The 24,348-nt window shown below is 71.5% G+C and carries 26 protein-coding genes; 13 read left to right on the top strand and 13 right to left on the bottom strand.

Annotated elements, in window-relative coordinates:
- Positions 1-89 precede the first annotated feature (89 nt).
- From NMK44_RS13650 to NMK44_RS13635, 4 genes are all read right to left on the bottom strand, one after another.
- Entirely contained in the window at positions 90-1,325 is a 1,236-nt protein-coding gene (locus NMK44_RS13650) for an SUKH-4 family immunity protein (protein ID WP_254742322.1), read from the bottom strand.
- 252 nt (positions 1,326-1,577) lie between these two features.
- Positions 1,578-2,042 carry a lactococcin 972 family bacteriocin gene (locus NMK44_RS13645; protein WP_254742319.1) on the bottom strand — a complete coding sequence of 155 codons (465 nt, stop codon included), beginning with the start codon at positions 2,040-2,042 and terminating at the stop codon, positions 1,578-1,580.
- A gap of 295 nt (positions 2,043-2,337) precedes the next feature.
- The gene (locus NMK44_RS13640) at positions 2,338-3,786 is read right to left on the bottom strand and encodes a hypothetical protein (RefSeq protein WP_254742316.1); all 1,449 of its coding nucleotides are present in this window, start codon (positions 3,784-3,786) and stop codon (positions 2,338-2,340) included.
- The gene (locus NMK44_RS13635) at positions 3,783-4,406 is read right to left on the bottom strand and encodes a TetR/AcrR family transcriptional regulator (RefSeq protein WP_254742313.1); all 624 of its coding nucleotides are present in this window, start codon (positions 4,404-4,406) and stop codon (positions 3,783-3,785) included. Before NMK44_RS13635 ends, NMK44_RS13640 begins: the two co-directional genes overlap by 4 nt.
- A 56-nt stretch (positions 4,407-4,462) precedes the next feature.
- Between NMK44_RS13635 and NMK44_RS13630 the strand changes: the two genes are divergently transcribed.
- Positions 4,463-4,891 carry a DUF6463 family protein gene (locus NMK44_RS13630; protein ID WP_302888142.1) on the top strand — a complete coding sequence of 143 codons (429 nt, stop codon included), beginning with the start codon at positions 4,463-4,465 and terminating at the stop codon, positions 4,889-4,891.
- A 17-nt stretch (positions 4,892-4,908) separates the two neighbouring features.
- Here NMK44_RS13630 and NMK44_RS13625 read toward each other — a convergent pair whose 3' ends face one another.
- Positions 4,909-6,081: an epoxide hydrolase family protein gene (locus NMK44_RS13625; RefSeq protein ID WP_254742310.1), complete on the bottom strand. Its 1,173-nt coding sequence runs from the start codon at positions 6,079-6,081 to the stop codon at positions 4,909-4,911.
- 82 nt (positions 6,082-6,163) lie between these two features.
- On the opposite strand from NMK44_RS13625, the gene NMK44_RS13620 reads away from it, so the two are divergent.
- Positions 6,164-6,739, top strand: coding sequence for a CGNR zinc finger domain-containing protein (locus tag NMK44_RS13620; protein ID WP_254742307.1), 576 nt, complete (start codon positions 6,164-6,166; stop codon positions 6,737-6,739).
- Between the two features lie 90 nt (positions 6,740-6,829).
- Here the strand turns inward: NMK44_RS13620 and NMK44_RS13615 are convergent, their stop codons facing one another.
- Positions 6,830-7,618, bottom strand: a complete 789-nt coding sequence (locus tag NMK44_RS13615) for an amidohydrolase family protein (RefSeq protein ID WP_254742304.1) — start codon at positions 7,616-7,618, stop codon at positions 6,830-6,832.
- 82 nt (positions 7,619-7,700) lie between these two features.
- Between NMK44_RS13615 and NMK44_RS13610 the strand changes: the two genes are divergently transcribed.
- From NMK44_RS13610 to NMK44_RS13585, 6 genes are all read left to right on the top strand, one after another.
- Complete coding sequence (locus tag NMK44_RS13610; protein ID WP_374215266.1) at positions 7,701-8,072, top strand: MerR family transcriptional regulator; 372 nt, start codon at positions 7,701-7,703, stop codon at positions 8,070-8,072.
- 102 nt (positions 8,073-8,174) lie between these two features.
- Positions 8,175-9,203 (top strand): N-acetyl-gamma-glutamyl-phosphate reductase, encoded by a 1,029-nt coding sequence (gene argC, locus NMK44_RS13605; protein WP_254742301.1) that lies wholly within the window; start codon positions 8,175-8,177, stop codon positions 9,201-9,203.
- A complete protein-coding gene (argJ, locus tag NMK44_RS13600) occupies positions 9,200-10,357 on the top strand; it encodes a bifunctional glutamate N-acetyltransferase/amino-acid acetyltransferase ArgJ (RefSeq protein ID WP_254742298.1) in 1,158 nt (385 codons plus the stop codon). Before argC ends, argJ begins: the two co-directional genes overlap by 4 nt.
- Positions 10,354-11,319 carry an acetylglutamate kinase gene (argB, locus tag NMK44_RS13595; RefSeq protein WP_254742295.1) on the top strand — a complete coding sequence of 322 codons (966 nt, stop codon included), beginning with the start codon at positions 10,354-10,356 and terminating at the stop codon, positions 11,317-11,319. Before argJ ends, argB begins: the two co-directional genes overlap by 4 nt.
- A complete protein-coding gene (locus tag NMK44_RS13590; RefSeq protein WP_254742292.1) occupies positions 11,316-12,518 on the top strand; it encodes an acetylornithine transaminase in 1,203 nt (400 codons plus the stop codon). The genes argB and NMK44_RS13590 overlap by 4 nt, the downstream gene beginning before the upstream one ends.
- Positions 12,519-12,525: 7 nt before the next feature.
- Positions 12,526-13,083, top strand: a complete 558-nt coding sequence (locus tag NMK44_RS13585; protein WP_254742289.1) for an arginine repressor — start codon at positions 12,526-12,528, stop codon at positions 13,081-13,083.
- A 22-nt stretch (positions 13,084-13,105) separates the two neighbouring features.
- Here NMK44_RS13585 and NMK44_RS13580 read toward each other — a convergent pair whose 3' ends face one another.
- Positions 13,106-13,693 (bottom strand): pyridoxamine 5'-phosphate oxidase family protein, encoded by a 588-nt coding sequence (locus NMK44_RS13580; RefSeq protein ID WP_254742286.1) that lies wholly within the window; start codon positions 13,691-13,693, stop codon positions 13,106-13,108.
- 52 nt (positions 13,694-13,745) lie between these two features.
- On the opposite strand from NMK44_RS13580, the gene NMK44_RS13575 reads away from it, so the two are divergent.
- Entirely contained in the window at positions 13,746-14,120 is a 375-nt protein-coding gene (locus NMK44_RS13575) for a DUF488 domain-containing protein (RefSeq protein WP_254742283.1), read from the top strand.
- 19 nt (positions 14,121-14,139) lie between these two features.
- On the opposite strand, the gene NMK44_RS13570 is transcribed toward NMK44_RS13575, so the two are convergent.
- The 4 genes from NMK44_RS13570 to NMK44_RS13555 all read right to left on the bottom strand — a co-directional run bounded on the left by NMK44_RS13570 (position 14,140) and on the right by NMK44_RS13555 (position 17,361).
- Positions 14,140-14,925: an FAD:protein FMN transferase gene (locus tag NMK44_RS13570; protein WP_254742280.1), complete on the bottom strand. Its 786-nt coding sequence runs from the start codon at positions 14,923-14,925 to the stop codon at positions 14,140-14,142.
- Positions 14,922-15,422 carry an FMN-binding protein gene (locus NMK44_RS13565; RefSeq protein WP_254742277.1) on the bottom strand — a complete coding sequence of 167 codons (501 nt, stop codon included), beginning with the start codon at positions 15,420-15,422 and terminating at the stop codon, positions 14,922-14,924. Before NMK44_RS13565 ends, NMK44_RS13570 begins: the two co-directional genes overlap by 4 nt.
- 30 nt (positions 15,423-15,452) lie before the next feature.
- Positions 15,453-16,841, bottom strand: coding sequence for a ferredoxin reductase family protein (locus NMK44_RS13560; protein WP_254742274.1), 1,389 nt, complete (start codon positions 16,839-16,841; stop codon positions 15,453-15,455).
- A 139-nt stretch (positions 16,842-16,980) separates the two neighbouring features.
- Positions 16,981-17,361: a hypothetical protein gene (locus NMK44_RS13555; protein ID WP_254742271.1), complete on the bottom strand. Its 381-nt coding sequence runs from the start codon at positions 17,359-17,361 to the stop codon at positions 16,981-16,983.
- A 121-nt stretch (positions 17,362-17,482) separates the two neighbouring features.
- On the opposite strand from NMK44_RS13555, the gene NMK44_RS13550 reads away from it, so the two are divergent.
- The 3 genes from NMK44_RS13550 to NMK44_RS13540 all read left to right on the top strand — a co-directional run bounded on the left by NMK44_RS13550 (position 17,483) and on the right by NMK44_RS13540 (position 21,190).
- Positions 17,483-18,679, top strand: coding sequence for an argininosuccinate synthase (locus tag NMK44_RS13550; RefSeq protein ID WP_254742268.1), 1,197 nt, complete (start codon positions 17,483-17,485; stop codon positions 18,677-18,679).
- 89 nt (positions 18,680-18,768) lie between these two features.
- Complete coding sequence (gene argH / locus NMK44_RS13545) at positions 18,769-20,199, top strand: argininosuccinate lyase (RefSeq protein ID WP_254742265.1); 1,431 nt, start codon at positions 18,769-18,771, stop codon at positions 20,197-20,199.
- A gap of 16 nt (positions 20,200-20,215) precedes the next feature.
- Complete coding sequence (locus NMK44_RS13540; protein WP_254742262.1) at positions 20,216-21,190, top strand: aldo/keto reductase; 975 nt, start codon at positions 20,216-20,218, stop codon at positions 21,188-21,190.
- Between the two features lie 31 nt (positions 21,191-21,221).
- On the opposite strand, the gene NMK44_RS13535 is transcribed toward NMK44_RS13540, so the two are convergent.
- Both NMK44_RS13535 and NMK44_RS13530 read right to left on the bottom strand, forming a co-directional pair.
- Positions 21,222-22,037, bottom strand: a complete 816-nt coding sequence (locus NMK44_RS13535; protein ID WP_254742259.1) for an alpha/beta fold hydrolase — start codon at positions 22,035-22,037, stop codon at positions 21,222-21,224.
- 77 nt (positions 22,038-22,114) lie between these two features.
- Complete coding sequence (locus tag NMK44_RS13530) at positions 22,115-22,789, bottom strand: lysophospholipid acyltransferase family protein (RefSeq protein ID WP_254742256.1); 675 nt, start codon at positions 22,787-22,789, stop codon at positions 22,115-22,117.
- Between the two features lie 261 nt (positions 22,790-23,050).
- Here NMK44_RS13530 and NMK44_RS13525 point away from each other — a divergent pair, with 261 nt between their 5' ends.
- Positions 23,051-24,232 (top strand): glycerophosphodiester phosphodiesterase, encoded by a 1,182-nt coding sequence (locus NMK44_RS13525; protein WP_254742253.1) that lies wholly within the window; start codon positions 23,051-23,053, stop codon positions 24,230-24,232.
- The last annotated feature ends 116 nt before the right edge of the window (positions 24,233-24,348 follow it).

Here is a 24,348-nt window from a genome sequence, read left to right as displayed (position 1 = left end):
GGCGTGAGCGCCCCGGCGCCGTGACCCGCACCGCCCCGGCCGGATCTCCCGGCCGGGGCGGTCGTGTCCCGGCCAGTGGTCCGGCAGGCTCAGTTGGACAGCAGCCCGCCGGTGTACGGATCCTCGGCGAGCATCCGCCACGAATGGGCCGGGGTCCGGAACGCCTCCGGGTCCACCGCCTCCACCATCGTGTCGACCCGGCTGCTCAGCAGCGCGAACGGGTCGAAGACCCGCCAGGTCTCCGCGGCGGCGCCGTGGTCCCAGCGGTACCACTCCTTGCGCAGCCGCTCGTAGATCCACCAGGCGTACAGCAGCGCCGACAGATCCCGGTTCAGATAGGCCGCGGGTTCGCCCTCCCCGTACCAGTCCGGGAGTTCCAGCCGTCCGGTGGCGCCGTCGAGCGCGACCGCGAGATCGTGCGGCCACCAGCCGAGGGCGAGGAAGTCACGCTGGTGGGCGCGGCCGGACGCCGCGGCGAAGCCCTCGCCGTCCGCCGTCGTGAAGGCGTCCGGATGGGCCTCCGCCATGGTGCGCAGGGGCTCCTCACCGACGCTGAACAGCTCGCCGCCGAGCGGCAGTCCGGCCTCGGTGAGCAGCCGCCGGGTCGGTTCATGGGTGAGCCGGTCCGGCAGTTCCTCCGGGCGGTAGCGGCGCACCCGGTCATCACCGTCCAGCCGGGCGAGATCCCGCACCAGGTCCGGGCCGAAGGCGTACGCCGGCCCGTCCGCCGGACCGGGCCGGGCGCCCCAGGCCAGGGAGCGCACCAGCAGACAGGTGCGCCAGTGCGCGGGGGCGGCCCCGGCGCCGAACAGCTCAGGGTCGGCGGTGCGCAGCCGCCCCGCGGCGGCCTCGATCACCTCGGCCATGACGTCCGGTCCGCGGCGCCCGTCGTAGGCGTCGGCGTCCCGCGCGGTCTCCGACACCCACTCACAGATGCCGATCAGCTCCACGAGGGCGGACAGGGAGGAGGCGAGCGGATCGTGGACGAGCCCCGTACCCGCGTCCGCCGCCGCCTCCGGGTGGCGCATGCTCCCGGCCCACTCGGCCAGCAGCACCGCGCCGGTGTCCCCGTCGAGCACCACCCGGCTGCCGCAGTAGTCGGTGCTGCCGAGCACCAACAGCCGTCCCTCACCGACCAGTCGGCCGCCACGGGTGGTGAAGGGCTCCAGGGTGCCCGTGCGCAGCGCGGTGAAGTCGAGGTCGGCGGCGTGCCCGGGCAGCCCGCACCCGGTCAGGAACGCCCGGCTCGGCTCATGACCCAGCCCCTCCGGCAGCGCCTCCGCGGCCAGTCGGCACCTGTGGCCGGCCGTCGCTCCGGTGTCCATGCCCGGCCCTCCCCGAGATCAGCGAGGTGCCAGTATGACGTCACGCCGAACGCGTGAACGAGAAACGGGGAATCCCTGTACGAGGGTGAGTGCATTGTCCGCCCTGCTGTGCCGGGCGGTGGGTTGGGCGGCGATTCCGAAACGCGCCACGGCGCCGCAGCAGCCCCGGTACCTCCTCGGCGGTTCCGAAGTGGTGGTGCACCAACCCACCCCGGCCGCCGAGGAGTCACCGCTTGATGCGGGGAGCAGAACCTAACGGATCTTGAAGTAGGTGTAGCAGGTGTAGGCCAAGCCCAGCGTGAGGTGGGCGTTGGAGGCGCTGCCGGGTTTGACCCAACCGCTGGAGCGCTTGGAGCCGGCGATCTTCACCGAGGACGCGTGCCACTTCGACCCGTGCAAGTAGTTCGAGTAGCAGTACTTGCCGCTTGTCGTGGTCCTCCAGCCGTAGCACCACTTGCCGCCACTGGTGGGAACGCAGGCCTCCTGGTCCGGCCTGACGGAGTGCGCTGAACTGTTCACCTTGATCTTCGCCACACCCCATTCAGAGGGGTTCCCCAGCTCCGCGGGCGGCTTCGTGCCGTCACCGCGCTGATGGGTGGTGACCTGACCGAGTTCGGAGCCATCCGCGGTACCCGTCGCGGTCTGAGCGCCGTTTGCGGCGGCCGGCGCAACGAGGCTGCCTACGGCGAGTGCCGCGCTCGCGAAGCCGAGAACCATCGATCTACCGGAAATCCTCATACGCACACAAGCCTCCCGTTTTTGTCCGCATTCTGCGGTTCTTCATTCGATGTCTGCCTGGGGGTGTCGGCAGGCGCACCGCTGCCGGATGTCCCGCGCGGCACGTCCTGCTCCGGGCAGCCCGGGGCGGCTGTGTTTCCAGCGCCTCGTGCTCCCGCCCCCCATTGGTCCGGCAGGTACATCAACAGACTGCCGGGTCCGCCACCGGGAGGGCGTTAGCGGCGAGTGCACAAGTGCTGCGCAATGCGTCTCGGACGGGGCGAGGACGCGGAACTCATGGCCCTCCACCGGACGCACGGAGCCCGGCCACCGCCCATTTCGCCCGGGTGGACAGCGGGCCGAGCTCCTTCGCCCAGCCCTTGGCGATCACCTTCAGCAGAAGCCGGCCGTGGGCCATCGTCGTGCGGGCGAGGTCCGTATCGCCCGCCTCGACCGCGGCGAGCACCAGCTCCAGATGCTGTTGGGTGATCAGGCGGCCGAGCCCCCGGCGGTGCCACTCCTCGACCGTCCCGTCCGGCGGTGTGCCTCCGGCGCCGACCGCCGCCCGCGCCCGTTCCAGCGCACGGGCCGCCGCATCGAGGTCGCCCTTGCGGCGCTCCAGACGAGCCAGCACATACGCCGCCGAGGCCCGGTCACGGGCGGTGTCCTGGAGCGAGAGAAAGCTGATCTGGGCGCGGGCCGCCTGCGCGTGGTCGCCGAGGCGCTCCAGCGCTTCGCGCAGCTTCCGGAGCCGGTCCGCGTCCGGACCCGTGGCGTCCAGCAGGCGGATGAGCGCGACCCGGGCATGCTCGATGCGGCCCTGCCGGTGGGCCAGTTCGATCCAGGTGAGCTCGCTCTCCGCGGCCACGGCCCGCGCGGCCCACTCCACCGCCCCCGCGGTATCGGTGATCTGCCCGGTGGTGACCGACCGCAGCAGCGGGAGGTCCTCGTCCAGCCCGTGCGCGGCCACCAGGGCCGCGGCCAGCCACCGCTCCTCGTACCACTCGGACCGCTCCGCGGCCTCACGTTCCAGCAGGAACCGCAGCAGCGGCAGATCACCGTCACGGCGGTCGTACCGCGCCGCGCGCAGCACCCCCGCCCGCAAGCCCGGATCCCCCGCCGCCTCCTCCCGTGCGCCGGGATCGCCGGAGCGCAGCCGCTCCAGCGCCGCCCGTCCGGGGCCGAGAACGATGTCGCGCAGCGGCTGCCGGAAGGATGCATCCAGCCGGTAGGCGTACAGATCCCGGGAGTTGAGCAGGACATGGTCCGGCTCGGTGCGCCGGGTGGCCGACTCCGACCGGGCGAGGAGTTCGACCAGTGGGCGGTCCGGCAGGCCCAGCCCCCCGATCAGCGCCGCTCGCCGCGCGTCCAGGTCCGGGGCGAACTCCTCCCGCGCCTCCTGGTCCGCCGTGCGTATCGCAGCACGGAGCTCCTCCTCGTCCAGTCCGGTGGCGAGGGTCTCGCACCACCGGGGCAGCCGGACCAGGATCTCGATCGCCTCACCCACACCGTCGGCGAACAGCGCCGCGGCCCCGTCGGGGGAGGCGTGGAGCACGGCCGTTCCCCCGGACAGGAAGTATGTGCCGCCGGAGTCGTCACCGGCGATGGGCTCCAGTGACGCACCGGACGCCAGATGCACCGCCTCACCGTGGTAGGCCCGGTGCACATCGAAGCCGAAGGGAAACGCGGCCGGTTCGGCCAGTTCCGGCCGGGTGCGCAACAGTTCCAGAACGCGGTCGGTCATACGGTGCTCGCGCTTGAGCTCCCGGACCGGTCGGCCAGGGCGGTGATGCCCGCCGCGGCCGCGGTGGCGAGGTCGGTGACCATCGCGTCGTCGACGGGCAGGTCGAGGATGTACAGGCCGGATGCCAGGGAGCCGAGCAGCAGCAGATGGGCCATCGCCGGGTCGACGGCCCCGGCCAGTTCGCCGCGGGCCACGGCCTGTTCGATGATGTCGGCGAAGGTGGCCTGTTCGGTGGCCAGGAAGGTGTCCTGGAACCGGGCCCGCAGTTCGGGATTGACGGCGAGTTCGCCGATCAGGGCCGGTGCAAGCTGCCGGGCCGCCGGGGCGGCCATCCGGGCGTGGAACGCGCGGACCAGCGCCAGCAGGTCCCCCCGCAGGGAGCCGGTGGCGACCGGCGCGGGCAGCTCCTGCTCGTGCACGGTGGCGACGAACGCCATCTCGGCCTTGGAGGCGTAGCGGCGGTAGATCGCCGCCTTGCCCACCCCGGCGCGCGCCGCCACCCGGTCCACGGTCAGGGCCGGATAGCCGACCTCATCGAGCAGTTCACGCGTGGTCCGCAGGATCTCGTGGTCCACCCGACTGTCCCGGGGGCGGCCACCCCGTTGCCTTCTCGCGGTCATGCCCTCATGATACGGAACGCAAGTATCGAAACTGCAGTATCGTAACTAGCTCCTTCATGAGCGAGCGGGAACGGAGAACTCAGGTGATCAAGTGGGCTGGCTGGATCATCACGTTATGCGGCACCGCGCATACGATCGGCGCCTTGACGGTGCAGAAGGCCGCGCGCCACGCCGGGGAGTGGTTCAGCGGCGGACTCTGGGACGAGGACCTCGCGGAGCTGACCCCGGCGGGCAGTGCGTACTGGCTGAGTCTGGCCAGCTTCGGCATACCGCTCATCCTCATCGGTCTGACGGTGCTGTGGCTGGACCGCCGTGACATCACCCCACCGGCGTTCATCGCCTGGACACTGGCGGCCTGGACCGCCGTCGACGCCGTGGTCCTCCCGTTCACGCCCTGGCCGCTCTTCGCCCTCGCCTGCGCCCTGCTGCTGACCGGGGCCCACCGCGCCGAGCGCGACAACCCCGCGGGTGAACGGGAGTTGTAGAGGGTGGGCCGCCGCGTTCACCGACGGGCGGCCAGCACTGCCGCGAGACCCTCCCGCAGATCGTTGACGAAATAGCCGGGAACCTCCAGCGACGGAAAATGTCCCCCGGTCTCGGGCTCCGTCCATCGGACGATCCGCCGGTACCGCTCCTGTGCCCAGGGGCGCGGACACTTCTCGACGTCGCGGGGATACATGGTGATCGCTGACGGGACGTCGACCCGGAGTCCGGGGTCCAGCGAGTTGTGGCTCTCGTAGTAGATGCGGGCCGACGATGCGCCGGTCCGCGTCAGCCAGTACAGGGTGACATTGTCGAGAATGCGGTCCCGGGAAATCCTTTCGAACGGGCTGTCCTCGGTGTCCGTCCACTCGGCGAACTTGTCGAGGATCCAGGCGAGAAGCCCGACCGGTGAGTCGACGAGCGAGTAGCCGATGGTCTGCGGCCGGGTCGCCTGCTGCTTCGCGTACGCCGCGCGGTGGCGCCAGAAATCGTCGGTCTCCTCGGCCCACGTGCGCTCGGCCGTCGTCAGCCCGTCCATGGTCAACCCCGGCGGGCCCTCCGCGAACGTCGTGTGGATGCCGAGAACGTGCGCCGGGAACCTGCCGGCGAGAACCGTGGTGATATTTCCTCCCCAGTCGCCGCCGTGGGCCACGAATGTGCTGTAGCCGAGCCTTTCCATCAGTTCCACCCATGCGACCGCGATCTTCTCGGTCCCCCACCCGGTGGTGGCCGGCTTGTCGCTGTAACCGAACCCCGGCAGCGACGGAACCACGACGTGGAACGCCGGTGCGTCCGCGTCGTCCGGATCCGCCAGCTCGTCCACCACATCGATGAACCGGGCCATGCTGTCCGGCCACCCGTGCGTCAGGACCAGAGGGGTGGCATCCGCACGCGCGGACCGGCGGTGCAGAAAGTGGATCCCCAGATCATCAATGGTCGTGCGGAACTGGCCGACACGGTTGAGGCGCTCTTCGAACGACCGCCAGTCGTACCCGGTGCGCCAGTAGTCCACGACATCGACGAGGTCGGCGAGCGGAACGCCCTGGTCCCATCGGCGAGGGCCGGGTGCGGCGCGATGGACCGTCTCGGCCTCCGGCAGCCGCGCCGCCGCCAGTCGAGCACGCAGATCGTCGAGGTCGGCGTCAGTCGCGTGGGCTTTAAACGCTTGGACGTCGCTGGTGAGGCGGGGCATGAGACCTCCTGGCCATTGTGGAACCGGCTAAGACGGTTCTAGCAGCCCTCCGAGCGGCGCCGCAACCGGCTAAGGTGGTTCCATGTGTGCAGCGTTTCCTGAATTCCGCCTCGGCAAGGTGCTGGCGACCAGCTTCACGGGGACGCTCTCGGAGCGTCATGGCGACGCCGTGGAGCGCATTCCCGTGCCGCAGCGACTCGTCGACTGGCTGGCGGTGTACGGCCTCGCCGTGGACTCCTGCACCCCTGCCCAGCTCGACCTCGCCCGGGAGCTGAGGGAGTCGATCCACGCCGCGGCGACGGCGGCCGCGCTCCAGGACGCTCTCCCCGCGTCCGCTGTCCGGGTCATCAATGACTTCAGCGCCCGGGGCCGGGCCGCGGCGATCCTGACGCCCGAGGGCACGCGGCGATGGCAGCTCGGCCCGGCGTCCTCCGTGGACGATGCCCTCAGCGTGATCGCCGCCGACGCGGTCGACATCATCGCGGGCGAACGAGACGGAAAACTGGCCTTGTGCGCCTCACCGACCTGCCAGGCCGCCTTCTTCGACGCCAGCCAGAGCCGCACCCGCAGATGGTGCGAGATGAACACCTGCGGGAATCGCCAGAAGAAGGCGCGCTTCCAGGCCAATCAGCGCAAGAACCCCAGGCCGGCCGAGTGATCGGCCGGCGGGGTTCGCCAGGGGTTCGCCAGGGGTCGCCAACCGAAGCGCTCCGGCGGCCGGGGTCATACCGGGGACTCCGGGCCCGTCTCAGCCGAGCCCGGCCAATGCGGCGATGGTTCCGCCCAGCACCCGGTCGCGTACCTCGCCCGGGCTGGTGACCCGCTCCACCAGGGTCCGGGTGAGCACCGGGTCACCGTACGGGGCGTCCGAGCCGAACAGCGTCCGGTCCGGGATCTCCTTGATGGCCAGGCGGACCGCGAAGACGATGGTGGCGGTGGACAGTTCCAGGTACATATTCGGGGTGTCCCGGACCAGTTCGACCGCCTGCATCCAGTTCAGCCCTCCGAGCTGGCTGACCACCAGGGGAACGGCCGGATACCGCTTGGCGAGCTTCGACAGTGTCGTCAGATCGTCCGCCGTGGTCGGGGCGAATCCGTGCACGACGACCGGCAGTCGGCCGCAATCGGCAGCCGCCTGGAGTACCGGTTCGATCATCGCTGCCCGCCCCGGCGGCGGCGTCAGTTCGCCGATCCCGTGCAGTCCGCGTCCGACGACCTCACGTTCCACGGTCGCGGCGATCTGCTCCGGCTCCAGATCCAGCGGTACGGACAGGAAGCCGATGAACCGATCCGGCCGTGCGGCGAGTGCGGCGTCCAGTTCCCGCCACGCGCCGCGATACCTCTCGATCGTGCCGGCCCGGCCCCCGATGGCCTCGTCCAGGATCGCCATCTCCCGCCGCAGCGAGGCAAGGTCGCCGGCCCGCTCCGGATGCGGGCGGGTGGCGAACAGTACGGCGCGGTCCACCCCGGCTTCGTCCAGCAGCCCCAGATGTGCCTCGACGGGGTCGTGGACGTGGCTGTGCGCATCGATGATCAACGATTCACTCCCTCATTCGCGATCGGCCCGGAATGCGGCCGACCCGTGCACTGTTGCTCCCTGACACCGTTGGAAGGTCAAGGTGGAGGGGTTCGTCGTGCTGATCGGGGAGCTGTCGCGTCGTGCGGGAGTCAGTGAGCGCCTGCTGCGCTACTACGAGCGGATGGAGCTGATCCACTCCGAGCGCCGCGCCAACGGTTATCGCGAGTACGGCGACCCGACGGTGGAGACGGTGCGGCGCATCCGCGCCCTGCTGGCCGCCGGTCTGCCCACCCGGATCATCCGCCAGGTCCTGCCCTGCACCTCTGGCGAGGCGACGCTGCGCCCCTGCCCCGGCGTTCTGGCCGGCCTCCGCGAGCAACTGGACGTCCTCGACCGGCGTGCCGCCGATCTGGAGACCGCGCGTCGCCTGCTGCGCAGGACCATCGCCGCCACCGAGAACGCGGCGGCCTGAAAACCGGAGGACACCCGAGTCCCGTCCAGATGCTGGGCTCGCCATCCTTTGCATAAAACTGTCCTCGATCGTATAGTCATGCCATACCTGAGGAGGACAGCGATGGCGGTACGTGCTGCGGTGGCAGGGGCGAGCGGATACGCGGGCGGCGAGCTGCTGCGTCTGCTGCTGGCCCACCCCGAGATCGAGATCGGTGCCCTGACCGGCAACTCCAACGCCGGACAGCCGCTCGCCGTCCTCCAGCCGCAGCTGCTCCCGCTCGCCGACCGGGTCCTTCAGCCGACCACCGCGGATGCCCTGGCCGGGCATGACGTGGTCTTCCTCGCGCTGCCGCACGGCCAGTCCGCCGCCGTCGCCGAGCAGCTGGGGGACCAGGTCCTGGTGATCGACTGCGGTGCCGACTTCCGGCTGGCCGACGCGGCGGACTGGGAGCGGTTCTACGGTTCGCCGCACGCCGGTACCTGGCCGTACGGCCTCCCCGAGCTGCCCGGGGCCCGCGCCGCACTGGAAGGCTCCCGGCGCGTCGCGGTGCCCGGCTGCTACCCGACCGCCGTCTCGCTCGCGCTCTTCCCCGCGTACGCCGCCGGGCTCGTCGAGCCCGAGGCCGTGATCGTCGCCGCCTCCGGCACCTCCGGGGCGGGCAAGGCGCCCAAGCCGCATCTGCTGGGCAGCGAGGTCATGGGCGCCATGAGCCCGTACGGCGTGGGCGGCGGCCACCGGCACACCCCCGAGATGATCCAGAACCTCTCCGCCGCCGCGGGTGAGCGCGTCTCCGTCTCCTTCACCCCGACCCTCGCCCCCATGCCCCGCGGCATCCTCGCCACCTGCAGCGCCAAGGTCAGGCCCGGGGTGACGGGCGAGGCGCTGCGGGCCGCGTACGACAAGGCGCTGCGCGACGAGCCGTTCGTCCGGCTGCTGCCCGAGGGGCAGTGGCCGTCCACCGCCGCCGTGTACGGATCCAATGCCGCGCTGCTCCAGGTGGCCCTCGACGAGGCGGCCGGCCGCGCCGTCGTGATCAGCGCCATCGACAACCTCACCAAGGGCACCGCCGGTGGCGCGGTGCAGAGCATGAACATCGCCCTCAGCCTCCCCGAGGAGCTGGGACTTTCCACGATCGGAGTCGCTCCATGAGCGTTACGGCCGCCAAGGGCTTCACCGCCTCCGGCGTCGCGGCAGGCATCAAGGAGAACGGAAACCCCGATCTCGCCCTCGTCGTCAACACCGGGCCGCGCCTCGCCGCCGCGGGCGTGTTCACCTCCAACCGGGTCAAGGCCGCTCCGGTGCTCTGGTCCGAGCAGGTGCTCAGGGGCGGACAGGTCTCCGCGGTGATCCTCAACTCCGGTGGCGCCAACGCCTGCACCGGTCCGCTCGGCTTCCAGGACACCCATGCGACCGCCGAGAAGGTCGCGGACGTCCTCGGGCACAGCGCGGGCGAGGTGGCCGTCGCCTCCACCGGGCTCATCGGCATCCGGCTGCCGATGGACGCCCTGCTGCCCGGTGTCGACAAGGCCGCCGCCGCCCTCTCCCCGCACGGCGGTGAGAAGGCCGCCATCGCCATCAAGACCACCGACACCGTGCACAAGACGGCCGTCGTACAGAGCGCGGACGGCGCCTGGACGGTCGGCGGCATGGCCAAGGGCGCTGGCATGCTGGCCCCGGGCCTCGCCACCATGCTCGTCGTCCTGACCACCGACGCCGACGTGGCCGCCCCCGGACTCGACACCGCGCTGCGCGCCGCCACCCGCACCACCTTCGACCGGGTGGACTCCGACGGCTGTATGTCCACCAATGACACCGTGCTGCTGCTGGCCTCCGGTGCCTCCCACGTCGCCCCCGACCGGGCCGAGTTCGCCGAGGCGGTCCGCGCGGTCTGCGACGACCTCGCCCGTCAGCTGATCGGGGACGCCGAGGGCGCCTCCAAGGACATCCGGATCGAGGTCATCGGCGCGGCCACCGAGGACGACGCCGTCGAGGTGGGCCGCTCCATCGCCCGGAACAACCTCCTCAAGTGCGCCATCCACGGCGAGGACCCCAACTGGGGCCGGGTGCTCTCCGCGATCGGCACCACCTCCGCCGCCTTCGATCCCGACCAGCTCAACGTCGCCATCAACGACGTATGGGTCTGCAAGAACAGTTCGGTCGGCGAGGACCGCGAACTGGTCGACATGCGCTACCGCGAGGTACGGATCACCGCCGATCTGTCCGCGGGCAGCGCCTCGGCCGTCATCTGGGCCAATGACCTGACCGCCGACTACGTCCACGAGAACAGCGCCTACTCCTCATGACGCAGACGAATCCCGCCACCCCTGACGACACCACTCGTCACACCGCCCGCAGGCACACCGCGCTGCCCAAGGCCCGCACCCTCATCGAGGCGCTGCCCTGGCTGACCCGCCACCACGGCAAGACCGTCGTGATCAAGTTCGGTGGCAACGCGATGGTCGACGAGGAGCTGAAGGCCGCCTTCGCCCAGGACGTGGTCTTCCTCCGGCACGCCGGACTGCGCCCCGTCGTGGTCCACGGCGGCGGCCCGCAGATCAGCGCCCAGCTCGACAAGCTGGGCCTGGTCTCGGAGTTCAAGGCCGGTCTGCGGGTCACCTCGCCCGAGGCCATGGACGTGGTGCGGATGGTGCTGGCCGGACAGGTCCAGCGCGAACTGGTCGGTCTGCTCAACCAGCACGGCCCGCTGGCCGTCGGTCTGACCGGCGAGGACGCCCACACCATGACCGCCACCAAGCGCTGGGCCGAGATCGACGGCGAACGCGTGGACATCGGCCGGGTCGGTGAGATCACCGAGATCGACGCGGGCGCGGTCCGGGCGCTGCTGGACGACGGCCGGATCCCGGTGATCTCCTCGATCGCCCGCAGCGCCGACGACGGCCATGTCTACAACATCAACGCCGACACCGCCGCCGCCGCGCTGGCCGCCGCCCTCGGCGCCGAGACGCTGATGGTCCTCACCGACGTGGAGGGGCTGTACGCGGACTGGCCGGACAGTGACGAGGTGATCAGCCAGCTCACCGCGAGCGAGCTGGAGAAGCTGCTGCCGGAGCTGGCCAGCGGCATGGTGCCCAAGATGGAGGGCTGTCTGCACGCCGTGCGCAACGGCGTCACCACCGCCCGGGTGCTCGACGGCCGGGTCCAGCACTCCATCCTGCTGGAGATCTTCACCGACGAGGGCATCGGCACCATGATCGTTCCGGACCCGGCCGGCGGCACGGCCCACGACGAGGGGGAGGACAGTTGAGCAACACCGGACTCGCACAGCGCTGGCAGGGGGCGCTGATGGACAACTACGGCACCCCCCGCCTCGCCCTCACCCACGGCGAGGGCGCCCGGCTGTGGGACGCCGACGGCAAGGAGTACCTGGACTTCGTCGGCGGAATCGCCGTCAACGCCCTGGGCCACGGCCACCCCGCCGTCGTCCGGGCGGTGTCCGACCAGATCGCCACCCTCGGCCATGTCTCCAACCTGTTCATGGCGGAACCGCCGGTGGCCCTCGCCGAGCGGCTGCTGGGGCTCTCCGGCCGCACCGGGCGGGTCTACTTCTCCAACTCCGGTGCGGAGGCGGTCGAGGCCGCGTTCAAGATCGGACGGCGGACCGGCCGCACCCACATGGTGGCCACCACCGGCGGTTTCCACGGCCGCACCATGGGCGCCCTGGCACTGACCGGCCAGCCGGCCAAGCAGGAACCTTTCCTTCCGCTGCCCGGCGAGGTCACCCATGTCCCCTACGGCGACACCGAGGCGCTGCGCGCGGCCGTCACCACCGACACCGCCTTCGTCATCGTCGAACCGGTCCAGGGCGAGAACGGCGTCGTGGTGCCACCGGCGGGCTATCTCGCCGCGGCCCGCGAGATCACCCGGGCCACCGGCACCCTGCTGGTGATCGACGAGATCCAGACCGGAATCGGCCGCACCGGCCACTGGTTCGAGCACCGGGCACAGGGCGTGGAGCCCGATGTGGTCACCCTCGCCAAGGGGCTCGGCGGCGGTCTGCCGATCGGCGCGACCCTCGCCTTCGGCCCCGCCGCCGATCTGCTGACCCCAGGTCAGCACGGATCCACCTTCGGCGGGAACCCCGTGGCGTGCGCCGCCGCGCTGGCCGTGCTGGACACCCTGGAGGCCGACGGGGCCCTGGACCGCGTCAAGCGTGCGGGGGAGCGGTTGCGTGACGGAATCGCGTCGCTCGGCCACCCGTTGATCAGCCAGGTCCGTGGTGCCGGGCTGCTGCTGGGTATCGTGCTCACAGAGTCCCTCGCGCCACAGGTGCAGCAGGCGGCTCAGGACGCGGGACTCCTGGTGAACGCGGTCGCTCCGGACGTGGTCCGGCTGGCCCCGCCGCTCGTCGTCGCCGACGGCGAGCTGGACACCTTCCTCCGGGAGCTGCCCGCCGTCCTGGACGCCGCACACGGGGGCCACGGGGAACGACGAGCCGGAGACTGACGAGACGATGACCGAGGCGCAGCACACCGAGGCCCAGGACGCCGGGACGAACCACAACGGACCGTCCGTGCCGCAGACCCGCACCGCCCGCCACCGCCGGATCGTGGACATCCTGAACCGGCAGCCGGTCCGCTCCCAGAGCCAGCTCGCGAAGCTGCTCGCCGACGACGGACTCTCCGTCACCCAGGCGACGCTCTCCCGCGACCTGGACGAACTGGGCGCGGTGAAGATCCGCAACACCGGCGGCGAGCTGATCTACGCGGTGCCCAGCGAGGGCGGCGACCGTACCCCGCGCGCCCCGCTCGGCGAGTCGGCGAGCGAGGCGCGGATGGCACGGCTGGCGGGTGAACTCCTCATCTCCGCCGAGGCGTCGGCCAACCTCGTGGTGCTGCGCACCCCGCCCGGCGCCGCCCAGTTCCTGGCCTCGTCCATCGACTCGGCGGAGCTGCACGCCATCCTCGGCACCATCGCGGGCGATGACACGGTGCTGCTGATCAGCCGGGATCCGGCGGGCGGGCAGGCGCTCGCCGACCATCTGCTGAGGCTGGCCCAGAAGGCGCGCTGACCGCTTTCGCGGGGCCGGCCTCTCAGGCCGGGCCCGGCGGAAGCGGAAGCGGCAGTCCCGGCAGCCCGTCGATGCTCCGCGCGATGTGCCCCTTCTTCTCGAAGTAGCGGCTGAGCGAGGCGTCGTCCTCCCGGCGGAAGCGGTCGCCGTGCAGGGTGCGCTCCTCGCGGTAGTCCAGATACGGGACCGCGAAACCACAGGAGTCCCGGATCAGCTCGGCCGTCACCACGATGACCGCGCGCAGCCCGTGCGCGTCGGTGTCCACCTCGGGGAAGTGCTCCACCAGCCCGGCGAACCGCGGGTCGTCCCGGAAGACCGGCTCCCCACGGCCGTGCACCCGCACGATGTTCGGCGGGCCGGTGAAGGCGCACCACATCAGCGTGATGCGGCCGTTCTCCCGCAGATGGGCGATGGTCTCGGCGTTACTCCCGGCGAAGTCCAGGTACGCCACCGTCCGTTCGTCGAGTACGGCGAAGGAACCGGCCAGCCCCTTCGGCGAGAGGTTCACCGTCCCGTCGCCGTCCAGCGGGGCGGTGGCCGTGAAGAAGATCTTCTGCTGTTCGATAAAGGTCCGCAGCCTGCCGTCGATCCGTTCGTATACCTTTCCCATGTGGCGCATTATCCGCCGGGGTGGTGGCCACGGGGATGGTTCCATGGATGACATGGCCGACAGCACACGGCCCGGTGTCCGTGTCCGCCGGGTGTACGAGGCGCCGGAGCCGGACGACGGCGCCCGTGTCCTGGTGGACCGCGTCTGGCCCCGGGGCCTCACCAGGGACGACGCCCGGCTGGACGCATGGGCCAAGGCCGCCGCCCCCTCGACCGGGCTGCGCCGCTGGTTCGGCCACCAGCCCGAGCGCTACGCCGAGTTCGCCCGGCGCTACCGCGCCGAACTGGCCGACCCGGAGCGGGCCCAGGCCGTGGCGGAGCTGCGGGAGCGGGCCGCGGCCGGGCCGCTGACCCTCCTCACCGCCACCAGGGACCTCGACCACTCCCACGCCCCGCTGCTCGCGGACGCCGTCCGCGGCCACCGCTGACGGCGTCCGCGCGCACCGGCTACACCCCGCACAGCCCCGCCGTGTACCGGGCGAAACCACTGGTCTGCCAGGTGCCGCCGCTCGCCGTGACCACGAACGCCTCGGCCCCGGCGAGCCGTTGCAGCCACGGCCGGGCCCGTTCGGCGCCCATCGCACAGGCCGCCGTCGCCCAGGCGTCCGCGTCGGCCAGGCTGGTGGCGATCACCGTCACCGAGGCGAGGTCCTGCGCCGGGGGGAGACCGGTGTGCGGATCCAGGATGTGACAGCCCCGCTCGGCCGGGCCGGAGGTCGCCACCGCCAGTTCGCCCCGCGTCTCCACGACCGCGATCAGCTCACCGCGCCGGTGCGGATCGGTCACCCCGACCCGCCACGGTCCGCCGTGCACCTGTACGTCACCGCCGCCGTTGACACACACCGACCCGGCGCCCGCCGAGTCCAGCATCCGGGCGGCACGTTCCACCGCCCATCCCTTGACCAGCCCGGTGGGATCCGGCTGTCCGCCGGCGTAGCGGGCGCTGAACCAGCCACCGCTGCGGTACTCGGCGTCCTCGCACATCCGCAGGACGTCGCGGACGTCCGGATCGCACTGGGCGACGTTGAGCTCACCGCGGGCCAGCCGGCTGATCTGGCTCTCCGGCCGGAAGGGGGAGAACAGCTCGTCCACCCGGTGGAGTCCGACCACGGCGCCGTCCAGCGCCGCCTGTACCCGCGGCCGGGCCGCGTCCGGCACCTCGCGCACATCGAAGGAGAAGACCGTGCCCATGACGTGCTCGACATGGCGCAGCGGTTCGAGTTCACAGCTCATTTCACACCTGCCTTGTCGAGGGCGCTCTGGAGCGAGGTGGCGTACCCCTGGCTGGTGTAGGTGGCACCGGAGACGGTGTCCACCTTGGCCGCGGCCACCGCCTGCTGATTGAGCTTCGGCACCGCGTTCTTGGCGATCTGGACGCTCTGCGGCTCGGAGTCGGGCGTCTTGACCGCCTGCGCGGCGGTGATCTTCGTCCCGCTGACGGTGAGCCGGACCTGCACCGGTCCGTACTGGGTGCGGGCCTCGTCCCCGGTGACGGTCCGGGTGGCGGCGCCACCGCCGCCACCGCCGCCCGCCTGGCCGTTCCCCGTGGCGCCACCGCCCTCGGCCGGCGCGGTGGCCGCGGCCGGGGGCGCCTGCCCCGCCGCTCCGGGCTGGGCGACGGTGTCCCCGCCGCCCGAAGCGGGCTGCTTCAGCGCGAGCAGCGCCACCACACCGGCGACGGTCGCGGCCGTGCCCAGGATGATGCGGCGCAGCGGATGCTTCCTCTTCATGGCTTCACCTCGGTCACAGCGTTCGGATCGTCAGAGTTCGAAGGATTCGTGGTGGATGCGGCGGTCCGGCACCCCGGCCTCGCGCAGCGCCTCATACGCGTGTTCGGCGAGCCCCGGCGGCCCGCACAGATAGACGTCGTGGTCCTCGACATCGGGCAGCAGCGACCGCAGCCGCTCCGAGGTGATCTCCGGACGGGCGCCGTCCGGGCCGTTCACCGCGTACAGCAGCCGGGCCCCGCGCTCGTTGGCGATCTGCTTCAGCTCGCCCCACAGCGCCAGGTCGTCCACGCTCCGCGCCCGGTAGAGCAGGGTGAGGTCGCCGCCCCGGCCGGGCAGCGTCTCGAACAGCGCCCGGATCGGGGTGATCCCGGCACCACCGGCGATCATCAGCACCTTGCCGCGGCTGCGCCGCGCCGCGGTCATCGCCCCGTACGGGCCCTCCGCCCACACCCGCGTACCGGGCTCCAGCGAGGCCAGCCCCGAGCTGTGTCCGCCCACCGCCTTCACGGTGATCCGCAGCAGTTCGGGCCGGGGCGGTGCGGACAGCGAGTACGGATGCGAACCCCAGCGCAGACCGGGCGCCAGGAAGCGCCACCGGAAGAACTGGCCCGCCTCGGCGCCCAGCCGGTGCAGCCGCCGCCCCTTGATCAGCACCGACACCATCCCGGGCGCCTCCGGCACCACGGCCTCCACCCGCATCCGGTGCATCAGGTTCAGCCGCAGCGGCATCAGCAGCCGGTACCAGACGACCAGCGCGGTGACCGCCCCGTACAGCGCGTACCACGCGGTCTGCGCCGTCTCGTCCCCCACGAACTCCGCACCGGTCGAGAGCTGGTGCCAGAAGGTCAGGAACACCGCGGCGTAGGTCAGCAGATGCAGGTAGTACCAGATCTCGTAGGAGATCCGGCGGCGCACCATCCCCGCGGAGATCAGCCCGATCACCACCAGGGTCACGGTGCCGATGGTGGCCTCGATCATGTCGGGGAAGTCCGTCACCACCGTCACGGCCTGTTCGACGAGGCCGGTGCCCGCCTGTTCGGCGTACCCGGCGACGATCAGCGCCACATGCGCCACGATCAGACACAGCGCGTACCGCCCGCTCATCGCGTGCCACCGCGCCACCCGGTCCGATCCCACCCGCCGTTCCAGCGCGGGAACCCGTGCCATCAGCAGCACCACCAGCGCCAGCACATACCCGCCGAGCAGCCCGCTGAGCCGTCCGGCGCCGGTGAGCCACTGGGTGGTGCCCTCGACGTTGGGGGTGTTCCGCCACCACAACGACAGCACCGCCGCGGCCCCCGCCCAGGCGATCACCAGCAGCGGTACGGCGGGCGAGCGCCGCGGCCGGATCCGGCGCATCGCCTGCCGCCGCCCGGCCCGGCTGTTCAGTAGCGTCGTCACGGCCTGTCCCCTTCGCATACGAGCTCCGGCGAACGGGGATACGGCTGGGGGAGCGAACTGTCTCAATGACCGCCGAGATTCGCGGTTCGGGCGCCGCGGGCCGCGTCGGCGCGGCCCGCGCGTGGATGCCCTCGTACCTGTCCGGCTCAGGACCCGCTCAGCGACGGTGATGCTTGATCGGATACGACACCGTGGAGCGCGGCTCCGGCCGGGACTTCTTCCGGTCGTGGTGCGGGAACTTGATCGGGTAGGAGACCGTCGGATGCGGCTCGGGCCGCTGGTGGCCGCCCTTCTTACCGCCCCTGTCGTCCTTGCCGTCCTTCTTCTTGTCCTTCCCGTCGTCCTTCTGGACGTGGTACCGGCCCGTCTCACGCGGCCCGGGTGATTTCCCGTCGCCGGAATCGCCGTCGCCCTGACTGTTGATCCACAGCACCCCCACCACGATCACACCGAGCACCATCGTCTGGTTCATCTTGACCGGCACCGACTCCCCCTCGGTCCACAGCTGCGCATACCCCCGCACCGCGCATGGTCCCATCCACCGCGGGGTGGCGCACCGGGGCACCGCGCCCCGCCGGGCCGGTGCGGCTCGCTTTGACGAAACATACGGCCCAGTGCATACTTATGCCAGTCAGTGCATGGAGCGTAAGGAGATACCCGTGACCGAGCGCGTCGTACTCGCCTACTCGGGCGGTCTGGACACCTCCGTCGCCATCGGCTGGATCGCCGAGGAGACGAACGCCGAGGTCATCGCGGTCGCCGTGGACGTCGGCCAGGGCGGCGAGGACCTGGACGTCATCCGTAAGCGCGCGCTCGCCTGCGGGGCCGTCGAGGCCGAGGTCGCGGACGCCAAGGACGAGTTCGCCGAGGAGTACTGCCTCCCGGCGATCAAGGCCAACGCACTGTACATGGACCGCTACCCGCTGGTGTCGGCCCTCTCCCGGCCGGCCATCGTGAAGCACCTGGTCGCGGCGGCGAGGAAGCACGGCGCCTCCACCGTGGCCCACGGCTGCACCGGCAAGGGCAACGACCAGGTGCGGTTCGAGGCGGGCATCTCCTCCCTCGCGCCGGAGCTGAAGTGCATCGCTCCGGTCCGGGACTACGCCATGACCCGGGACAAGTGCATCGCCTTCTGCGAGGAGAAGAACCTCCCGATCGCGACCACCAAGAAGTCCCCGTACTCGATCGACCAGAACGTCTTCGGGCGGGCCGTGGAGACCGGCTTCCTGGAGGACATCTGGAACGCGCCGATCGAGGACGTCTACGAGTACACCTCCGATCCGGCCGAGCCGCGCGAGGCCGACGAGGTCGTCATCACCTTCAAGGAGGGTGTCCCGGTCGCGCTCGACGGTCGGCCGGTGACCGTCCTCCAGGCGATCCAGCAGCTCAACGAGCGGGCGGGCGCCCAGGGCGTCGGCCGGATCGACATGGTCGAGGACCGGCTCGTCGGCATCAAGTCCCGGGAGGTCTACGAGGCCCCGGGCGCCATCGCGCTGATCACCGCCCACCAGGAGCTGGAGAGCGTCACCGTCGAGCGGGAGCTCGCCCGGTACAAGCGGCAGGTCGAGCAGCGGTGGGGCGAGCTGGTCTACGACGGTCTGTGGTTCTCGCCGCTGAAGCGGGCCCTGGACGGTTTCCTCCACGAGGCCAACCAGCAGGTCTCCGGTGACATCCGGATGACCCTGCACGGCGGCCGGGCCGTGGTCACCGGACGCCGGTCCGAGCAGTCGCTCTACGACTTCAACCTGGCGACCTACGACACCGGCGACACCTTCGACCAGTCCCTCTCCAAGGGCTTCATCGAGATCTTCGGCATGTCCAGCAAGATCGCCGCCAAGCGGGACCTCCAGCAGTAGCCTCGGACCCGGCACCGACGCAACGAGCCGCCTCCCCGCCCCGACCGCGGGGAGGCGGTCGCACACCCACAGCCTTGAGGAGCAACAGCGTGAGCAACGGCAACAGCGGTGACGTCCGGCTCTGGGGCGGCCGCTTCGCCGACGGGCCGTCCGAGGCACTGGAGAAGCTCAGCGCCTCCGTGCACTTCGACTGGCGCCTGGCGCCGTACGACATCGCCGGTTCCCGCGCCCACGCGCGGGTCCTCCACACCGCCGGGCTGCTCACTGCGGACGAGCTGGAGCGGATGCTCGAAGGGCTCGACCGGCTTCAGGCCGATGTCGCCTCCGGCGCGTTCACCGGCACCATCGCCGACGAGGACGTGCACACCGCCCTGGAGCGCGGACTGCTGGAGCGGCTAGGCCCCGACCTCGGCGGCAAGCTGCGCGCCGGACGGTCCCGCAACGACCAGATCGCCACCCTCTTCCGGATGTATCTGCGGGACCACGCCCGGATCATCGGCAAGCTGATCGCCGACCTCCAGAGCGCCCTGGTGGGCCTGGCCGAGGCGCACCCGGACGTGGCGATGCCCGGCCGCACCCACCTCCAGCACGCCCAGCCGGTGCTCTTCGCCCACCACGTCCTCGCGCACGTCCAGGCGCTCTCCCGGGACGCCGAGCGGCTGCGCCAGTGGGACGAGCGGACCGCGGTCTCGCCCTACGGCTCCGGCGCGCTGGCCGGATCGTCCCTCGGGCTCGACCCGCAGGCGGTCGCCGCCGACCTCGGCTTCGAGCGCGGCTCGTCCGCCAACTCGCTGGACGGCACCGCCTCCCGGGACTTCGTCGCCGAGTTCGCATTCATCACCGCGATGATCGGTGTGGACCTCTCCCGGATCGCGGAGGAGATCATCATCTGGAACACGAAGGAGTTCTCCTTCGTGACCCTCCACGACGCCTTCTCCACCGGCTCCTCGATCATGCCGCAGAAGAAGAACCCGGACATCGCCGAGCTGGCGCGCGGCAAGTCCGGGCGGCTGATCGGCAACCTCACCGGGCTGCTGGCCACCCTCAAGGCGCTGCCGCTCGCGTACAACCGCGACCTCCAGGAGGACAAGGAGCCGGTCTTCGACTCCTGCGACCAGCTCGAGGTCCTGCTGCCCGCCTTCACCGGCATGATGGCCACGCTCACCGTCAACCGGGAGCGGATGGAGGAACTGGCCCCCGCCGGGTTCTCGCTCGCCACCGACATCGCCGAATGGCTGGTCCGGCAGGGTGTGCCGTTCCGGGTGGCGCACGAGGTCGCGGGCGCCTGCGTCAAGGAGTGCGAGCTCACCGGCATCGAGCTGGACGAGCTGACCGACGAGCAGTTCGCCAAGATCTCGCCGCATCTGACGCCGGAGGTCCGCTCGGTCCTCGACGTGCCCGGCGCGCTCGCCTCGCGCAGCGGCCGCGGCGGTACCGCCCCCTCGGCGGTGGCCGTCCAGCTCGCCGAGGTCAAGACCGACCTCACCGCCCAGTACGAGTGGGCCGGCGCCAAGGCTTGAGCGCACAATGGAGCCCATGGGCTTCTCGCGTCTGGCGGAGATCACCGCCCCCGCGGCCAGGATCGGACTCGGCCTGGCCGCGGTCGGCCGTCCCGCATACATCACGCTGGGCCGGGACCGTGACCTCCCGGCCGAGCGCACCGTCGAGGCGATGCGGCGGCGCAGCGAGGAGCTGCTGGACACCGCCTACGCCCACGGGGTGCGCTATCTGGACGCCGCACGGTCCTACGGCCGGGCGGAGGAGTTCCTCGCCGACTGGCTGGCGGGCCACCCGGACGCCCGGGACGTGGTGGTCGGCAGCAAATGGGGCTACACCTACGTCGCGGACTGGTCCCTGGACGCCACCACCCACGAGGTCAAGGACCACAGCGCCGCCGCCTATGAACGGCAGCGCGGACTGACCGACGCCCTGCTCGGCGACCGGCTCGACCTCTACCAGATCCACTCGCTCACCCCCGACAGCCCGGCCCTCACCGACCGCGCGCTCCACGAGCGGCTGGCCGCGCTCGCCGCCGAGGGCGTCACGATCGGCGTATCCACCAGCGGACCGCGCCAGGCCGACGCCATCCGCGCCGCGCTCACCGTGGAGACCGGCGGGGTCCCGCTGTTCCGCACCGTCCAGACCACCTTCAACCTGCTGGAGCCCTCGGCCGGGAGCGCGCTCGCCGAGGCCCGGGCCGCGGGCCGGTCGGTCATCGTCAAGGAGGCCGTGGCCAACGGTCTGCTGGCCGTGCCCGAGGCCGCGCCGCCCGCGCTGCGTCAGGTCGCCGAGGAGACGGGGGCCACCCCGGACGCCGTCGCGCTGGCCGCCGTACTGCACCGGCCGTGGGCGGATGTGGTGCTGTCGGGCGCGGCCACCACCGCCCAGCTACGCTCCAACCTCGCCGCGGCCACCCTCCGGCTGAACGAACGCCAGCTCACGCTGCTGGACGGACTGGCCCAGGGGCCGGAGGAGTACTGGCGCCACCGCGCGGAGCTGCCCTGGGCGTGATTCCCCGGGCCTGACCGGGCCGCCCGGCCGGTTACAGCGTGGCGAGGAAGGCGCCCACCGCCCGCGCGTATGCCTCCGGCGCGTCGTCGTGGATCCAGTGGCCGCACCCCGCGAACTCCCGCAGCCTGGTGTGCGGACGGCGGTCCGCCATCTCGCGGGCGTGCCCGGGCGGCAGCAGCGAGCTGTGCTCACCGCGCATCAGCAGCGCGGGACAGGACGACCCCAGCCACTCGTCCCAGAAGTCACCGCACATGGCCCGCTGGGACGCCATCATGTGGGCGGGCTGGAACAGCAGTCGCCAGCCGCCCGCCGCACGGTCCGGCTCCGCGCTGTCCAGGAAGTACGTGGCGTCGGGGATGCCCCGGTCCTCGATCCCGGCGCGCAGCCCTTCCAGATCGGCGGCCCAGGTCGGCCAGGAGGACACATCCAGCACCGGATGGGCCACCACCGGCCGGTCGGTCACCGCGCCCACGTCCTCCACGACCAGCGCGGCCACCAGCTCCGGATGGCGCGCGGCCAGCGCGTACGCCGCGACCGCGCCGGTGGAGTGGGCGACCACCGGGACCGGGCCGAGGTCCAGCTCGGTCAGCAGCGCCGCCGCGTCGGCCACGTACTCGTCCAGGGTGAACGGACCACCGCCCCCGGTGAGCCCGTGCCCCCGCTGGTCCAGCGCGATCACCCGCCGGTCCGGCGCGAGCGCGGCGGCCAGCGGCGCGTACATCCTGCCGCGGCCGAAGTGACCGTGGAGGGCGAGCACCGGGGTGCCCGGCCCGCCGAAATCGGTCACGGCGAAGCGCCGGCCCCGCAGCGGGACAAACGCGGGGGAGGGCACGGTGGAGGTGGTCATCGGCGCACCCTAGTTGCCGGACCCATACGGTGGCCAGGGGCTTTGCCCCCGGCATCACGGTCAGTCGGCGGTGCCCCTCAGGCGGCGGCCTTGGCCTTGGTGGCGTAGATGTCCACGTACTCCTGGCCGGAGAGCCGCATGACCTCGCTCATCACCTCGTCGGTCACCGCCCGCAGCACGTACCGGTCGCGGTCCATGCCCTCGTAGCGGGCGAAGTCCAGCGGCTCGCCGAAGCGGACCTCCACCCGGCCCGGCCGTGGCAGTCCCTTGCCGCCCGGCTGGATCCGGTCGGTGCCGATCATCGCGAACGGCACCACCGGGGCACCGGTCATCAGGGCGAGCCGGGCGATACCGGTCCGGCCGCGGTAGAGACGGCCGTCGGGGGAGCGGGTGCCCTCGGGGTAGATGCCGAAGACCCTGCCCTCGTCCAGCACCCGGCGGCCGGTCATCAGCGCGGCCACCCCGCCGTGACCGCCGTCCCGGTCCACCGGGATCATGCCGACACCGGTGAAGAACCAGGCCATCAGCCGGCCCTTGAGCCCCTTGCCGGTCACATACGCGTCCTTGCCGATGAAGACGACCTGACGGTCACAGACCAGCGGCAGGATCATCGAGTCGATGAAGGTGAGGTGATTGCCGGCGAGGATGACCGGGCCCGAGCCGGGAATGCGCTCCGCCCCCTCGACCCGTGGGCGGAACATCAGGCGCATCAGCGGACCGAGTACTGCCTTCAGGAACGCGAATCGGGACAACGGGTCCTCCGGTCGGGGTCATGTCGGGCGCGTCCGGCGTACGGTCCGTCCTCGCACCGCACACCCGCGCCGCCTTAGGACGATACTCGCCGGTCGCACTCCCGCGCACACCGGGTTCACCCACCTGATACGCGGTGTTGACACACGTTTCCCACGCGTTTCCGCCGACGTCTCCCGTTCACCACGTGCGCCCGCCTACCATCGGCCCGTTCTCTGACAGGTCATCCACAGGTGTGTTGGACACCAGAGCGAGGAGTGCTCATGGAGCGGGAGCAACAGCCCGGACGCCGCGCCCTCCTGGGGGCCGCGGCCCTCGGTGCGGGAGCGGTGGCGCTCGGCGGGGCGGGTACGGCCGAGGCCGCCGGGACCACCGGTGGGGCGGGTACGGCCACGGCGGCGGACGCGGCGAACTCCGGCCGTGCGCACGGGCTGCCGGTGCCCACCGTCATCGGCCACCGCGGAGCCAGCGGCTACCGGCCGGAACACACCCTCGGCTCGTACCAGCTCGCCCTGGACATGGGCGCGGACGTCATCGAGCAGGACCTCGTCCCCACTAAGGACGGCCATCTGGTCTGCCGTCATGAAAACGACATCACGGCCACCACGGACGTCTCGGACCATCCCGAATTCGCGGGGCGCAAGACCACCAAGACCGTGGACGGGACAAAGTTCACCGGCTGGTTCACCGAGGACTTCACCCTCGCCGAGCTGAAGACGCTGCGCGCCAAGGAGCGCATCCCGGGCACCCGCCAGCGCAACACGCTCTACGACGGCCGCTGGGAGGTGCCCACCTTCGAGGAGGTGCTCCGGTGGGCCGAGCGGGCGGGCCGCAAGCGCGGCCGCCCGGTCTGGCTGCACGTGGAGACCAAGCACCCCTCCTACTTCCGCAAGCTGGGTCTTGGCCTGGAGGAGCGGATCGCCCCGCTGCTGCGCCGGTACGGCCGTCACAAGAAGGACTCCCCGCAGTTCCTCCAGTCCTTCGAGCCCAGCAGCATCCAGCGGCTGCGCAAGCTGGTGGACACCCGCTCGGTGGTGCTGCTGTCCACCCTCACCAGCCGTCCCTGGGACTTCACCGAGGCGGGCGATCCGCGCACGGTGGCCGATCTGGTCAAGCCCGAGGGGCTGAAGTGGATCGCGGGCTTCGCCCAGGGCATCGGCCCCGATCTGTCGGTGATCATTCCGCGCACCGCCGACGGCAAGCTGGGTACCCCCACCAGCGTGGTCAAGGACGCGCACGCGGCCGGGCTGTTCCTGCACCCCTACACCATGCGCAACGAGAACAGCTTCCTGCCCGCCGACTTCCGCCGGGGCACCGACCCCAACGCCTACGGTGACGCCTTCGGCGCGTTCAAGGCGTACTTCGCCACCGGTATCGACGGGATCTTCTCCGACAACGCCGACACCGCCCTCCTCGCGCGGGCGGACTTCCTCGGCGAGGACTGACCGGACGGCGCGGTGACGGCCGCCGGGACCCTTGAGCGTCAAGTCGGGTCCCGGCGGCTACCCGGTCGGGTGAGACCGCGGCCCACCGGCAACCGCACCGCGCCCGGTCCACGTCC

The organism is Streptomyces cucumeris, assembly GCF_024295805.1.
GTDB lineage: Bacteria > Actinomycetota > Actinomycetes > Streptomycetales > Streptomycetaceae > Streptomyces > Streptomyces cucumeris.
The sequence above is the reverse complement of the archived record's forward strand: the minus strand, read 5'-3'. Positions and strand labels throughout refer to the sequence as shown.

Excerpts from the sequence above, each read along its gene's own strand:
- NMK44_RS13650 (WP_254742322.1), bottom strand. The coding sequence starts at position 1,325 with ATGGACACCGGAGCGACGGCCGGCCACAGGTGCCGACTGGCCGCGGAG.
- NMK44_RS13645 (WP_254742319.1), bottom strand. The coding sequence starts at position 2,042 with ATGGTTCTCGGCTTCGCGAGCGCGGCACTCGCCGTAGGCAGCCTCGTT.
- NMK44_RS13640 (WP_254742316.1), bottom strand. The coding sequence starts at position 3,786 with ATGACCGACCGCGTTCTGGAACTGTTGCGCACCCGGCCGGAACTGGCC.
- NMK44_RS13635 (WP_254742313.1), bottom strand. The coding sequence starts at position 4,406 with ATGACCGCGAGAAGGCAACGGGGTGGCCGCCCCCGGGACAGTCGGGTG.
- NMK44_RS13630 (WP_302888142.1), top strand. The coding sequence starts at position 4,463 with ATGAGCGAGCGGGAACGGAGAACTCAGGTGATCAAGTGGGCTGGCTGG.
- NMK44_RS13625 (WP_254742310.1), bottom strand. The coding sequence starts at position 6,081 with ATGCCCCGCCTCACCAGCGACGTCCAAGCGTTTAAAGCCCACGCGACT.
- NMK44_RS13620 (WP_254742307.1), top strand. The coding sequence starts at position 6,164 with ATGTGTGCAGCGTTTCCTGAATTCCGCCTCGGCAAGGTGCTGGCGACC.
- argC (WP_254742301.1), top strand. The coding sequence starts at position 8,175 with ATGGCGGTACGTGCTGCGGTGGCAGGGGCGAGCGGATACGCGGGCGGC.
- argJ (WP_254742298.1), top strand. The coding sequence starts at position 9,200 with ATGAGCGTTACGGCCGCCAAGGGCTTCACCGCCTCCGGCGTCGCGGCA.
- argB (WP_254742295.1), top strand. The coding sequence starts at position 10,354 with ATGACGCAGACGAATCCCGCCACCCCTGACGACACCACTCGTCACACC.
- NMK44_RS13585 (WP_254742289.1), top strand. The coding sequence starts at position 12,526 with ATGACCGAGGCGCAGCACACCGAGGCCCAGGACGCCGGGACGAACCAC.
- NMK44_RS13580 (WP_254742286.1), bottom strand. The coding sequence starts at position 13,693 with ATGGGAAAGGTATACGAACGGATCGACGGCAGGCTGCGGACCTTTATC.
- NMK44_RS13575 (WP_254742283.1), top strand. The coding sequence starts at position 13,746 with ATGGCCGACAGCACACGGCCCGGTGTCCGTGTCCGCCGGGTGTACGAG.
- NMK44_RS13570 (WP_254742280.1), bottom strand. The coding sequence starts at position 14,925 with ATGAGCTGTGAACTCGAACCGCTGCGCCATGTCGAGCACGTCATGGGC.
- NMK44_RS13565 (WP_254742277.1), bottom strand. The coding sequence starts at position 15,422 with ATGAAGAGGAAGCATCCGCTGCGCCGCATCATCCTGGGCACGGCCGCG.
- NMK44_RS13560 (WP_254742274.1), bottom strand. The coding sequence starts at position 16,841 with ATGCGAAGGGGACAGGCCGTGACGACGCTACTGAACAGCCGGGCCGGG.
- NMK44_RS13555 (WP_254742271.1), bottom strand. The coding sequence starts at position 17,361 with ATGGGACCATGCGCGGTGCGGGGGTATGCGCAGCTGTGGACCGAGGGG.
- NMK44_RS13540 (WP_254742262.1), top strand. The coding sequence starts at position 20,216 with ATGGGCTTCTCGCGTCTGGCGGAGATCACCGCCCCCGCGGCCAGGATC.
- NMK44_RS13535 (WP_254742259.1), bottom strand. The coding sequence starts at position 22,037 with ATGACCACCTCCACCGTGCCCTCCCCCGCGTTTGTCCCGCTGCGGGGC.
- NMK44_RS13525 (WP_254742253.1), top strand. The coding sequence starts at position 23,051 with ATGGAGCGGGAGCAACAGCCCGGACGCCGCGCCCTCCTGGGGGCCGCG.